Source organism: Sediminibacterium ginsengisoli (genome assembly GCF_900167075.1).
In the GTDB taxonomy this organism is placed as follows: domain Bacteria; phylum Bacteroidota; class Bacteroidia; order Chitinophagales; family Chitinophagaceae; genus Sediminibacterium; species Sediminibacterium ginsengisoli.
Map to the genome: position 1 here is coordinate 84,567 of NZ_FUWH01000014.1, position 13,001 is coordinate 97,567.

General features: G+C 48.5%; 10 protein-coding genes and 2 tRNA genes. 5 read left to right on the forward strand and 7 right to left on the reverse strand.

Translation table 11 applies throughout. The features are described from left to right. Positions 1–154: 154 nt before the first annotated feature. The 5 genes from B5D42_RS17235 to B5D42_RS17255 all read right to left on the reverse strand — a co-directional run bounded on the left by B5D42_RS17235 (position 155) and on the right by B5D42_RS17255 (position 2,950). A tRNA-Leu gene (locus B5D42_RS17235) sits at positions 155–240 on the reverse strand. 52 nt (positions 241–292) lie between these two features. Next, positions 293–365 (reverse strand) — tRNA-Gly (locus B5D42_RS17240). Positions 366–459: 94 nt separating this feature from the next. Next, entirely contained in the window at positions 460–663 is a 204-nt protein-coding gene (locus B5D42_RS17245; RefSeq protein ID WP_078832790.1) for a hypothetical protein, read from the reverse strand. Positions 664–714: 51 nt separating this feature from the next. Next, a complete protein-coding gene (locus B5D42_RS17250; protein ID WP_078832791.1) occupies positions 715–1,737 on the reverse strand; it encodes a glycosyltransferase family 2 protein in 1,023 nt (340 codons plus the stop codon). A 73-nt stretch (positions 1,738–1,810) separates the two neighbouring features. Next, positions 1,811–2,950, reverse strand: coding sequence for a serine hydrolase domain-containing protein (locus tag B5D42_RS17255; protein ID WP_078832802.1), 1,140 nt, complete (start codon positions 2,948–2,950; stop codon positions 1,811–1,813). 266 nt (positions 2,951–3,216) lie between these two features. Here B5D42_RS17255 and rocD point away from each other — a divergent pair, with 266 nt between their 5' ends. After that, positions 3,217–4,431, forward strand: a complete 1,215-nt coding sequence (gene rocD, locus B5D42_RS17260; RefSeq protein WP_078832792.1) for an ornithine--oxo-acid transaminase — start codon at positions 3,217–3,219, stop codon at positions 4,429–4,431. Between the two features lie 46 nt (positions 4,432–4,477). On the opposite strand, the gene B5D42_RS17265 is transcribed toward rocD, so the two are convergent. Beyond that, positions 4,478–5,422 (reverse strand): metallophosphoesterase family protein, encoded by a 945-nt coding sequence (locus B5D42_RS17265; protein ID WP_078832793.1) that lies wholly within the window; start codon positions 5,420–5,422, stop codon positions 4,478–4,480. Between the two features lie 22 nt (positions 5,423–5,444). After that, positions 5,445–6,290: an orotidine-5'-phosphate decarboxylase gene (gene pyrF / locus B5D42_RS17270; RefSeq protein WP_078832794.1), complete on the reverse strand. Its 846-nt coding sequence runs from the start codon at positions 6,288–6,290 to the stop codon at positions 5,445–5,447. Between the two features lie 57 nt (positions 6,291–6,347). On the opposite strand from pyrF, the gene B5D42_RS17275 reads away from it, so the two are divergent. The 4 genes from B5D42_RS17275 to B5D42_RS17290 all read left to right on the forward strand — a co-directional run bounded on the left by B5D42_RS17275 (position 6,348) and on the right by B5D42_RS17290 (position 12,649). Continuing rightward, the gene (locus B5D42_RS17275; protein WP_078832795.1) at positions 6,348–7,433 is read left to right on the forward strand and encodes a tryptophan 2,3-dioxygenase family protein; all 1,086 of its coding nucleotides are present in this window, start codon (positions 6,348–6,350) and stop codon (positions 7,431–7,433) included. 38 nt (positions 7,434–7,471) lie between these two features. Continuing rightward, positions 7,472–10,264 carry a M16 family metallopeptidase gene (locus tag B5D42_RS17280; RefSeq protein WP_078832796.1) on the forward strand — a complete coding sequence of 931 codons (2,793 nt, stop codon included), beginning with the start codon at positions 7,472–7,474 and terminating at the stop codon, positions 10,262–10,264. Between the two features lie 215 nt (positions 10,265–10,479). After that, positions 10,480–11,991 (forward strand): DUF2271 domain-containing protein, encoded by a 1,512-nt coding sequence (locus tag B5D42_RS17285; RefSeq protein ID WP_217698857.1) that lies wholly within the window; start codon positions 10,480–10,482, stop codon positions 11,989–11,991. A 64-nt stretch (positions 11,992–12,055) separates the two neighbouring features. Beyond that, positions 12,056–12,649 carry a PepSY-associated TM helix domain-containing protein gene (locus tag B5D42_RS17290; RefSeq protein ID WP_078832804.1) on the forward strand — a complete coding sequence of 198 codons (594 nt, stop codon included), beginning with the start codon at positions 12,056–12,058 and terminating at the stop codon, positions 12,647–12,649. Positions 12,650–13,001 lie beyond the last annotated feature (352 nt).

Sequence of the window (13,001 nt, forward strand, 5' to 3'; positions counted from 1 at the left end):
CAATCGTTGTAGATACAATCCCGGAGAGCTCTCCTGACAATAAACATAGCTACCTCCATGCCGTCAACTTTTGGAAAGTTCCGGAACTTTCCAAAAGTTATATTCACCCAACACAAAAGCCGATCGATAACGATCGGCTTTTATAATTTTCAAGTGCCCCAGGCGGGAATCGAACCCGCACTCGCGTTGCGGCGAACAGGATTTTAAGTCCTGCGTGTCTACCAGTTCCACCACCAGGGCTTCACCATAAAAAAAATCCCGTTCCGCCAATGCGGAGACGGGATTCTATCAGAGCGGAAGACCGGGCTCGAACCGGCCACCCCGACCTTGGCAAGGTCGTGCTCTACCAAATGAGCTACTTCCGCGTTATTTCCGATTTGTAAGAACTAAATTGGGAGTGCAAAAATAGGATTCTGATTATACTGACAAAATTTTTCTGCCTCTTTTTTCCGATTTTTTTTATTTGTACTCCGGATTGTACTTGCTGCTGCTTTGCACTTCTACTTCAGGCTTGCCCTTATAGCGTTGATTGTACAAACGGTAGCATCCGCCTAATACAAATGCAAGTACACAGAACAATTGCAGATAGAATAAAAACCTTGATGAGTTTACCCAGTTTTTGGTAAAATCTTTCTGCGTGCTTTCGTTGATCTCGTTTGACATAATTATCTGATTGCGTTGCAAAAATAAGGTTCGTGCAACAAATTATAAAACCTAATCCCGAATAATTTTCTGAAATGTGGTCTCTTTCTTCACAAAATATTTCCACACGGTTGATCCGCGGTATACGCCATACAGGTTGCGCATAGGTTTTACCTTTGCCGTGTATTGTATCCCTCCCTTTTTCAGCCATCTTTTCACCACTGCAAAATGCGCCCTTACAATGGCTTTGAAGAAATCCGCATCGCCCGTCAGCAGGCCTTTCCATGCCGAGACCGCATCGAGTCCTATCCGTACCGGGAACTTCCAGGCAATTTCATACCAGGGCAGGTTCTTGATCATCATCAGCAGGTTATTCCTGAAATTGAGATATACTTTTCTTCCGCCGCGTGGCAAGGTTCCGCCTCCTACATGGTAAACCACCGATGCGGGGCAAGACATTATTTTATACCCTGCCAGCTGCATACGCCAGCAGAGATCTATTTCTTCCTGGTGTGCAAAAAAACTGGCATCGAGTCCGCCCAGTGCATGATACACATTGGCACGTACAAACATCGCCGCACCCGATGCCCAGAATACCGGCGATACCGTATTATACTGATCAAGATCCGGTTCGCATACATCAAATACCCTTCCTCGCGAGAACGGATATCCGAGTGAGTCGATCCACCCTCCTGCCGCACCCGCATATTCAAAAAGATGCGGATTATGAAAAGCGAGCAGTTTGGGCTGGCATGCCGCTACCTGTTTATCCGATTCCATCAGGCTGATCACGGGTTCTATCCAGCCCGGCGTTACAGATACATCCGAATTCAGCAGTACATAATAATCTGCTTCCACCAGCTTCAGCGCCCAGTTATAGCCGCCCGCAAAACCTTCATTGGTGGGATGTGTAAGAATTTCTGCTTCCGGAAACTTACTGCGCACCAGCTCAAGTGAGCCGTCGGTTGATGCGTTATCAGCCACGATCACCCTTACGCCCGGGTAGGTAGATGCCATAACGGAGGGCAGGAAATGATCCAGGTGCACTTTTCCGTTATAATTCAGAATAACAACAGCTACGCTCGGGTTTGACAACAGTTGATCGATTTAGCTACGAAAATAAGCCAGCAATAAGTTCAATAGCGCTTTATGCCGTAAAATTGGAAAATTATGCCGGTCTGGCAATCGAATTGATCAGTGCCCGTACCTCCTGCGGCACCGTATGCACCCTGATCTTGGAGGTCTTTTCCCCGAGGCGCACAATGACCATGTTCTTTTCCGGAACCACGATAATATATTGGCCTAATATTCCCCTTGCATAAAAAATACCGGGATTTTCCGGATCAAGCCACCACTGGTAGCCGTAATAATCACAGTTCTGTCCCTTCTCGTCTTTGATACCACAGGGCTTTACCGAGGCCGCAAAATAAGCGCTGTCGATGATCGGCACTCCATTCCATTTCCCTCCGTTCAGCATCAGTTGCCCGATCCGTGCGAAATCGCGTGTATTCGAATTAAAACAGCAGTACGCTTTTGTATGTCCATCGCGGTGATCCACACTCCACAAAGCCGGATGCTCTGCCCCCAGCGGCTGCCAGAGTTTTTGCGATGCATAAACACTCAATGGCTGACCTGTTGCCTTTTCAAGCAGCAGTCCCAGCAATTGTGTATCGCCACTTTTATACCGGTGCAATGTTCCCGGTGCCTGCACCATTTTTACGCCTGTTGCGGTTTTATTCACATCATTGCCATAATACAGTTCGGCTGTTACAGATAATGGATTCCAGTAAGATTCATCGAAATCTGTTCCGCTGCTCATGGTAAGCAGGTCTACGATACGCACTTTTGCTTTCTCCCCCGTTGCAAATTCCGGCAGGTAATGACCAACCGGCTCTTCGAGTGATTTGATCTTGCCTTCCTTCAGCGCCACACCGATCAGCAGGCTGGTGATGCTTTTGGCCATGGAGAAAGAGCCCGACAAAGAACTATCATTATACCCCTGCCAGTAGCGTTCAGACACAACTGAATCGTTCTGCACCACAAGTAACCCCACGGTACGTAATTCTTCCAGCAATGTATATAACGAATCGGGGTATTTTGTTTTATTATAACCGGCTGCATTGCTCCAGGGCTGTGGCTGACCGGTGCTTACGGTATTATTATCGAAGTGTTTATAATCGGTGATGCGTGCAAAATTGTACCATACAGCTTTAAAAAGATAGGTTTTGCCGCTGGCCAGTGCGAACGCAGAAAAAAGTACAAAGATCACAACAAGTGTGAGCAGCAGTCTTTTGAGGATTTTATTCATACAGTCGGTTTCAGATATTAAATTTAAAACAAGGAAACGGACTTTACTATTCAATAATGCAAAAAGCTGTAACTTGCCCCTGAAACAGAAAACATGCATTTCCTGCACCTCAACCTCGATTTCCTCGACCATCCCATTGCCCGCTAGCAGGCAGGATCCGTTTATGCTGTTTATATGCGGATTTAAACGCATCGTTCTGCCTTTCCATTTTACATTGTCATTCACGGCAATGAGCCACGTTATTGTTTACGAATCATTTATTTTTTATGTCTGCGACACAGCATTACCTGCAGCTCGAAGAACAATTCGGCGCACATAATTATCATCCTATTCCGGTTGTACTCGAAAAAGGCGAAGGTGTTTTTTTATGGGATGTGGAAGGCAAGCGTTATTACGATTTCCTGAGCGGTTATTCGGCGGTTAATCAGGGGCATTGTCATCCTGCCATTATCAAAACACTGATCGGTCAGGCACAGCGGCTTACGCTTACCTCCCGCGCTTTTCACAATAACCTGTTAGGCGAATACGCGGAATTCATCACAACATATTTCGGTTACGATAAAGTACTTCCCATGAATACCGGCGTGGAAGGCGGCGAAACAGCCATCAAACTCGCACGCCGCTGGGGTTATGTGAAAAAAGGCATTCCCGATAACCAGGCTAAGATCATTTTTGCGGAAGGTAATTTCTGGGGCCGCACCATGGCCGCTATTTCATCTTCCACCGATCCTTCCAGCTACAAAGGTTTCGGGCCTTATATGCCCGGCTTCGGACTGGTTCCTTATGATGATCTTGCCGCACTCGAAGCCGCTTTGTCTAATCCTGATGTGGCGGCCTTCATGGTGGAACCTATCCAGGGCGAAGCCGGCGTTGTGATCCCGCACGATGGTTACCTGCGCGGCGTACGCGAACTCTGCAGCAGATACAATGTATTGTTCATTGCCGATGAGATCCAGACCGGGCTTGCCCGTACCGGCAAAATGCTGGCCTGCGATCATGAAAACGTTCGTCCTGATATTCTCATATTGGGCAAAGCCCTGAGCGGCGGCACGCTTCCCGTGTCTGCGATACTTGCCGACGATGAGATCATGATGAATATCAAACCCGGCGAACATGGCTCTACCTATGGCGGCAATCCGCTGGCCTGCGCTGTTGCCATGACGGCGCTGCAGGTATTGAAAGAGGAGAATATGGCTGGCAATGCCGAAGCCATGGGTCAGTTGCTGCGCGATGAACTGGCAAAACTGAATTCTCCGCTGATCAAACTCATCCGTGGTAAAGGTTTGCTGAATGCGATCGTAATTGATCATCCGGATGCCGATGCTGCATGGGAACTCTGCCTGCATTTAAAAGACCTCGGTTTACTCGCCAAGCCTACTCATGGCGACAAAATCCGCTTTGCCCCGCCCCTGCTGATCAATGAAGCACAGATCAGGGAATGCGCTTCAATCATCGGCCAGGCACTGGCTTTAATGAAATAAAGAAAACGGGAAGTTGCTATCATTGTTCTGCAGCTTCCCGTTTGTATTATGATTCGTAAGTGATCATTTTCCGTTTTACATTACCGTCTTTGAAAAACTCAAAATCGGCATAGGCCGGCGCGAATCCTTTAAATGCGCCGCCCCACCAGTTTCCGCTGATCGCTCCGTTGCAGAAATAACGGATACCGAAATATTCTACTTCATCCTGCAGGTGGATATGACCACTGAGACAGGTGCGGATATTAGGGAACTTTTTGAAGAGATCTACCAGTTTGCGCGCATCCACATGCAGCAATGCCCGCGAGATACGCCAGTCGCCGTTTGCCTGGTTCTCATCCGCAAACATGGCCGAGCAGAAAGAAACAATGGGAATATGTGATACGATGCAGATATGATTGTCTTTCGGCACAGCTGCCAGCGTTGTTTCCAGCCACTGGTACTGCGGCTCATCGATCCTTGCAATGTAGCCGCCGTTGTTTTCCTGGGCGCTGTCGAGCACGAGGAAGGTCCAGTTGTTTCTGGTAAAACTATAATACCGTTCCTGCATACCGTGTTCCTGCATCACCCATTTTTTATCGTACAACGGATCCTGCTTTACTTCCGGTGCGGTCATCTGCCAGCCCCAGGCATCGTGGTTGCCGATACAGTGGTAAATAGGTAATTTATTTTCATCCTTCATTACACGATTCCATACATCCCACTGCTGCTGTACTTTTTCTTTCGAAGCATTCAGCGCATCCATGATCGCATCGCCGCCGTTGATGATAAAATCCGGCCTGAACTCTTTGCTGTTGATCTTACGTATTGCTTTACGCATACCCGCTTCCGCTTTTTCGGTGGGTTTTACGTGTACATCCGATAGAAATACCGCGCGGAATGAGCTTGCCGCTGCTGCATCTTCCGGTTTTTCCGCCGCCTGGAGTGTTCCGGGCAGTATTGCCAGTCCGGCTGCGGATAATGAAGCCTGTTGCAGGAAATTCCTTCTGTTCATGACCTTAATATTGATTATTGGATTAATGACCGATGCCTGTTCCCAGCGCCTTCATCTCTGCTGCATATTCCTGCGCCACTATTGTTGCTTTTGCTGCATATTGCTCACTGCTATCTGCGAAAATGATAGCACGGCTCGCGTTCACCAGCAGACCACAATCTTTATTCAGTCCGTAACGTGCCACTTCTTCCAGGCTGCCGCCCTGTGCTCCCACCCCAGGCACCAGCAGAAAATGATCGGGGATGATGGTGCGGATATACGCCAGGTCGCTCGCGCGGGTGGCTCCTACCACGAACATCAGGTTATCGGTTGTACCCCAGGATGCTGTTTTTTCCAGCACACGCTCGTACAACATTTTTTCTTCCCCTGCTTCTGGTCCGCCTGCAGGCCTGCTCAGCACCAGCTTCTGGAAATCCATACTGCCGGCATTGGAGGTCAGCCCCAGCACGATCGTCCATTTATTGTCATATTCCAGGAAAGGTCGCACACTATCTTCACCCATATAAGGTGCTACGGTTACCGCATCGAATGGGAATGCTTCAAAAAAAGTACGTGCATATTGTGAAGAAGTATTGCCGATATCGCCACGTTTGGCATCTGCGATACGGAGATGTGTTTCAGGAATATAGTGTACCGTTTTCTCCATCGCTTCCCAGCCTTTCAGTCCCTGCGACTCATAAAATGCCGTATTGATCTTGTAGCTGACGCAATGATCCTTCGTTGCATCGATAATGGCTTTGTTGAATTCAAAGACCGCATCGGGATGGGAACGCAGGTGTGCGGGAAGTTTGGTAATATCGGTATCAAGACCTACACAGAGATAGGATTGTTTTGCATGGATCCGGCGGATAAGTTCACTACGTGTCATGGTCGCAAATATAATGCTAAACAAACCGTTTCTTTGCATCATAATTGATCAGCCCATATGGAAAGAACACCCATGTATTACGGCAGTTACCTGCACCTGGATAAGATACTCGACAGCCAGTATCCCGTCAGTTTTGAAGCCGGCAATGAGCCTGCGCACGATGAAATGCTGTTCATCGTTATTCACCAGGCATACGAGCTCTGGTTCAAGCAGATCCTTTTTGAACTGGATCACAGCATGAAGGTTTTCTCGCAGGAGCGTGTGAACGATAATAACGGCGATCTCAACCTTGTACTTCACCGTCTGCGCCGCGTGATCCGTATACTGGAGCTGCTGAACCAGCAGGTGCATATCCTGGATACCATGACCCCGCTCGATTTCCTGGAATTCCGTAACCTGCTCACTCCCTCATCCGGCTTTCAGAGCAAGCAGTTCCGCCTGATCGAAGCCCGCCTGGGGTTGCAACTGGAAAACAGGCATCATAAAGATTATTATAAACGTACCAATGAAGGCGGTTTCACCCAGCCGGATTACAAAAATATTTCCGATGTTGAGGAACAGCCTACCCTGCAGCAACTGGTAAACAGGTGGCTGGAAAGAATGCCTTTCTTCCGGGAAGAGTTGTGGAGCGATTATACGCCTGCAAAAAGTACGGCCGGAGAGCATCATCCTTTCTGGAACGATTACCGCGCCATTTACGAAGCGAGCCTTACCGAAAGGGAAAAACAGAAGATCGCCGATTTTGATTATGTGTTCTTTGAAAAGATTCCTGCCGGTTATACACCGGAACAACTGGAAGGTTTGCGAGCGCTTTTTTCCCCGGCAGCATTACGCTCAGCCCTGTTCATTATGCTTTACCGCGATTTCCCGGTGTTCCAGGCATCTTACCAGGTACTCGATGCGCTGATCGAAATCGACCACCTGCTCAGCAGCTGGCGTCATAAACACCTGATCATGGTACGCCGCATGATCGGCCTGCGTGTGGGTACGGGCAATACTTCCGGTGCGGGTTACCTGGAAGGCGCACTGAACAAACATTATGTATACCGTGATCTTTCAGGTCTTTCTACCTATCTTATAGAAAGAAGGCACCTGCCTGCATTGCCACAGGGGCTCACCAGGAACCTTGGCTTTATGGAATAACACCTGATCAACATCTTTAAGTATCTAAAACCAGACATATGCAACGAATCCGTATCGTTTTATCGTTACTCTTCGCATCCTTACTGGCAACTGCGCAGGATAAACCGCTGCCCGTTGCGGCGGATGTGAAAACCGGTAAACTGGCCAACGGCCTCACCTATTATATCCGCAAAAACCAGGAGCCGAAGAACAGGGCAGAATTAAGGCTTGTAGTTAATGCAGGCTCCATCCTGGAAACAGATAAACAGGTAGGATTAGCGCATTTTGTAGAACATATGAGTTTCAATGGTACTGCCAATTTCAAAAAGCAGGAACTGGTAGACTTCCTGGAAAAGAGCGGCGTGAATTTCGGGGCGGACCTCAATGCCTACACGGGTTTTGATGAAACCGTATACGAGCTGCAGGTGCCCACGGATAGTCCGGCTGTATATCGCAAGGCGATGCAGATCCTGGAAGACTGGGCACACCAGGTCAGTTTTGAGCCGGCGGAAATACAGAAAGAAAGAGGGGTGATCATAGAAGAATGGCGCCTGGGACGAGGAGCGGAAGCAAGGCTGCGCGATAAATTCTTCCCGGTTATCCTTAAAGGTTCCCAATATGCAAAAAGGATCCCGATCGGCACACGCGCCAATATCGATACGGCACATGCAAATATGATCACTGGCTTTTATAAAGACTGGTATCGCCCGGATCTGCAGGCTGTGATAGTGGTGGGTGATGTGGATATAGCAGAAACGGAAAAAATGATCCGTGAGCATTTCGAAAAGATACCCGCAGCGGTGCAACCGAAGCCTCGGAAAAAATACAGCATACCGGCTTTTACAGAAACCAGGACTGCAATCCTCACAGATCCGGAACAACCTTACAATGTGATCCAGATCTATTATATGCAGCCGGAAATACCGCCTGCGCATACAGAATTGCAGTACAGGGCTTCCATCGTAAGGGAATTATTCAACCAGATGATGAGCAGCAGGCTGGATGAGATCGCCCAGAAACCAGATGCGCCCTTCCTGTTCGGCAATAGCAGCTACGGCAGTTTTATCGGCGACAAGGACGCATTCTCACTGCTTGCGGTAGCTAAAACCGGTAAAGACATCAAAGCAGCCATGCAAACCCTGCTCACGGAAAATGAACGGGTGAAACAATATGGTTTTGTACAAAGCGAACTCGATCGTGCAGTAAAAGCATCTTTATCGAGAATGGAAAACCTGTACAATGAAAGGGACAAGATCAAATCGGCAGAACTGCTGCAGGAACTGATCCGCAACTACCTGAAAGGAGAATCCATTCCTGGTATTGAATATGAATACGAACTATATAAAAAGTTCCTGCCCGGCATCAGGCTGCAGGAAGTGAACAGTCTGATCGCACAATGGATCAAACCCGCCAACCGTTCGGTAGTGATCACTGCACCGGAGAAAGAGAAAACCGGGCTGATCACCGTTAAAGAAGCAGTTGCGCTGCTGAATAAACCGGTTGGCAAACTCAAACCATACCAGGACAAAGTAAATGCCGGTCCGCTGTTACCTGCAGAACCGGTAGCAGGGAAAGTGGTGAAAGAGCAGCAGTATGAAAGCATCGGCACAACCGAGTGGACCTTATCCAACGGCGCCCGGGTAATCCTCAAACCAACCACATTCAAGAATGATGATATCCAGCTTTCCGCTATCAGCTGGGGTGGTGCTTCGCTTTACAGCGATGCAGAACATGCCAATGCCGCCAATGCCGCAGCCATTGCATCTATCGGCGGTATCGGCAACCTGGATATCCAGAGCCTGCAAAAAGAAATGGCGGGAAAAAATTGTTATATCGCTCCTTCTATCGGATTGTATATGCAGGGCATGAGCGGCTCAAGCACTACCAAAGACCTGGAAACAGCGCTGCAATTACTCTACGGTTATTTCGCCGCTCCGCGGAAAGATGAAGCCATGTTCAACGTAATGCTGCAGCAGATGCGGGCACAGCTGGTGAACAAGGACAACGACCCCGGCAGTGTATTCAGCGATTCGGTGAGTTACATCATGAGCAATTATCATCCGCGCCGCAAGCCTTATACAACGGCAACGCTACAGCAGCTGAACCTGGACCGCGCTTTTGAAATTTATAAAGAACGCTTCAGCCAGGGCGGACAATTCCTGTTTACGATCGTAGGGAATTTTACAACAGAAGGTATTAAGCCACTGGTTGAAAAATACATCGCTTCTCTTCCCGCTGCACAGAAGCCCGACAACTGGAAAGACATAGGTCTCCGCTCTCCTTCCGGTGTAATAAAAAAAGTGATCCGGAAAGGGAAAGAGAACAAGGCCAGTGTGAAGATCTTCTTTACGGGTAATGCAGGAACTTATAACGACCTGGAAGACCTCCAATTATCACAACTCTGCAAAGCCATGGGCATCCGCCTGCGTGAGATACTGCGTGAAGATGCGGGCGGGGTATACGGTGTAGGCGTTTCCGGCGGTATCAGTAAGGAGCCGGTACCGGAATACAGTATCAGCATCCAGTTTGGCTGTGCACCTGAAAACGTGGATAAACTGACCGCATTGGTGATGGAAGAGATCAGCCTCGTAAAAAAACAGGGCGTGGCACCTGTGAACGTGGAAAAAGTGATTGCAGAGCAGACAAGATCGCTGGAGAATGACGTTAAGGAAAACAGTTACTGGCGTTACAGGCTGGAACAGGCATTTTTCCGCAACCAGGACCCCAACCGTATACCGGAAGCACCCGCCCAGGTGAAAAAGCTGACGGTAGATAAAACCAGGGAACTGGCCAACCGGTTTTTCAATGAGCAGCAGATGGCGAGTTTTATCCTGCTTCCTGAATTAAAATAATTCCGCATATTAAAGCCCGTTAACCGATCCCAACCCATACAGGGTTGGGATTTTTTATAATTTTGCATGAACGCAAACCCCGGGCAAATTCCTGTTATCGTAATACGGTATTTTGATTTACCATAAAGGGAAAAATCCTTCTGCCAGCCTCTATAATAGGTTATCGGCCCTTAATATTGCGCACAAAATACTGTAACCCTAAAACAGACACACGGATGAAATTTTTTCCCGGACGCCTGGCAGCAATGTTTACCCTGGCCCTGTTCACCACACTGGTGCAGGCCACGCCACCTTCCACAAAGCTTTTCGCTTCTCATTTTGACAATGTGCTCGGCACTTCCCTCGATCTCAAGATCGCGGCACCTACCGAAGCAGCGGCCGACAAAGCAGAAGCCGCAGTAATGAAAGAGATCAGCCGCATGGCATCGATCCTCAGTGCCTATGATGCGAACAGTGAGTTCAGCAAATGGCTCCGTACCTATAACGAGCCTGTAAAAGTTTCTGCCGAACTGTTTGAAGTGCTCAGTCTTTTCGATCAGTGGCGTCAGCGCAGTACAGGCGCATTGAACGCTTCTGCCGAAGTAGTGAACCGTTTATGGAAACAGGCTGCAACGCAACAGCGTCTTCCTTCAACCCGGGAACTGGCCGTAGCTGTGGAAGCAGCCGGCAGCCAGCACTGGAAACTGGATGCAGCGAACCAGACTGCAACACACCTGAGTAAAACACCGCTGGCGCTGAACTCTTTTGCCAAAAGCTATATCATTAACCGTGCAGCCGATGCAGCACTCAACGCAGCCGGCACCAGCGCCGTTGTAGTGAATATCGGCGGCGATATCGTAGTACGCGGATCTCTCACTGAAACCGTAAGCGTAACCGATCCGAAAGCAGATACAGAAAACGATGATCCGGTTGCCAGCCTGCTCATCAGCAATAAAGCTGTAGCCACCAGCGGCAATTACCGTCGCGGTGTACAGATCGGTAACAACTGGTATTCGCATATTGTAGACCCGCGCAGCGGACAACCTGCCGGAAACATCATCAGCGCCACTGTGGTAGCCTCCAATGCAACCGATGCGGGCGCACTGGCTACCGCATTCAATGTGCTTACGCCCGAAGAAAGCAAGGCACTTGCCGCCGGTTTACCGGATGTTGAATACCTGCTCATTACCAAAGATGGTGAACGCATTGAAAGTGCAGGCTGGAATGCACTTGAAACCGGCAGGGAACATATTACCGTTACGGCTCCTCCTGCAGCTAACCAGTGGGATACCAACTATGAACTGATCGTGAATCTGGAAGTAAGTGTAATAGAAGGACGTGCGCGCAGACCCTTTATCGCCGTTTGGATTGAAGACAGCAATAATAAACCGGTACGCAACCTGGTGGTATGGTATAACCGCGACCGCTGGCTCCCCGATCTCAAAACCTGGTATCGTCATTATGGCCAGAGCATCGGCGTGGAAGGCAGTATCATCGGTTCTACCAGCAGCGCTACTCGTCCGCCCGGCAAATATGCACTGAAATGGGATGGTAAAGATGATAAGGGCAACCTTGTAAAACCCGGTAAATACAGCGTTCATATTGAAGCTGCGCGTGAGCACGGCACTTACCAGGTAATGACCGAAGAAATGGAATTCAACAGCAAACCCAAACAGATCACATTAACCGGCAATGTAGAAATTGCATCAGCATCCCTTGACTACAGAAAGAAACCTTCCGGAAAATAATAATAACGAAGCAAAGCCCGCTGCCCCCAAAAAGGCAGTTCAGCGTAAGCCACCCAATAAACCAATGAGTCCGTGGAAACGCCGGTTGTCCACACTTTCGAGGTGGCTGCATATCTATCTTTCGATGATCAGTTTTGTGATCCTGCTATTCTTTGCGGTAACAGGTCTGACGCTGAATCACCCGGAATGGGGTAATAAAGTGAATACCACACAGCAAAAAGGTAAGCTGAATGTTCAGTGGGTGAATAACGAAGATACCAGTCGTATTGCCAAACTGGAAGTTGTGGAATTTCTGCGCAAAACACACCATATCAAAGGTGCGATGAATGAATTCAGGATCGATGATATGCAATGCTCCGTTTCCTTCAAAGGACCAGGTTATGCATCAGATATCTTTATCACGAGGGAAACCGGCGAGTATGAACTTTCAGAAACCCGTACCGGTTTTATAGGTATTATCAATGACCTGCATAAAGGAAGAGATTCCGGCAGTGCCTGGTCTGCAGTGATCGACTTCTCAGCCATACTGATGACGATCGTTTCATTGAGCGGGCTGGTACTGATGTGTTTCCTGAAAAAAAAGCGTACTGCAGGCCTGGCAATTGCCGTTCTCGGTCTGATCATCAGTCTCTTCTTCTATTTTGTGGCTACGGCCTGATTTTAATTGTTGAAAGATGTTCCCGGTCAGTTAACTACAATGTTTTGCATATCAGCTGACCGGGAATATCATTCTAAGACGTCTTCTGAAGGGAGTTCTGCAAAACACAATCCTGCTATTTCTTCTAAAGCTGATTATAAATTGAACGTTCAGGCGGTCGTTGGCATCTATGTCGCTCATGTCACTCGATCTTGTCCCGAGCTGATATCTCCCGAAGGGGACTCAGCGCAGCACGCATTTGCTATTTCTGAAGCTGTTTATAAATTCAAACTTCAGGCGAGTGCAGCTTTTGGTTATTCGTTAATCATACCGATTTTACGCTGCCTCCGCTGACGTCTCCCGAAGGGGACTC

Bases quoted from the DNA above. Each gene is read 5' to 3' on its own strand.
- rocD (WP_078832792.1), top strand. From the start codon at position 3,217: ATGTCTGCGACACAGCATTACCTGCAGCTCGAAGAACAATTCGGCGCA.
- B5D42_RS17290 (WP_078832804.1), top strand. From the start codon at position 12,056: ATGAGTCCGTGGAAACGCCGGTTGTCCACACTTTCGAGGTGGCTGCAT.
- B5D42_RS17275 (WP_078832795.1), top strand. From the start codon at position 6,348: ATGGAAAGAACACCCATGTATTACGGCAGTTACCTGCACCTGGATAAG.
- B5D42_RS17265 (WP_078832793.1), bottom strand. From the start codon at position 5,422: ATGAACAGAAGGAATTTCCTGCAACAGGCTTCATTATCCGCAGCCGGA.
- B5D42_RS17280 (WP_078832796.1), top strand. From the start codon at position 7,472: ATGCAACGAATCCGTATCGTTTTATCGTTACTCTTCGCATCCTTACTG.
- B5D42_RS17245 (WP_078832790.1), bottom strand. From the start codon at position 663: ATGTCAAACGAGATCAACGAAAGCACGCAGAAAGATTTTACCAAAAAC.
- B5D42_RS17285 (WP_217698857.1), top strand. From the start codon at position 10,480: ATGAAATTTTTTCCCGGACGCCTGGCAGCAATGTTTACCCTGGCCCTG.
- B5D42_RS17255 (WP_078832802.1), bottom strand. From the start codon at position 2,950: ATGAATAAAATCCTCAAAAGACTGCTGCTCACACTTGTTGTGATCTTT.
- pyrF (WP_078832794.1), bottom strand. From the start codon at position 6,290: ATGACACGTAGTGAACTTATCCGCCGGATCCATGCAAAACAATCCTAT.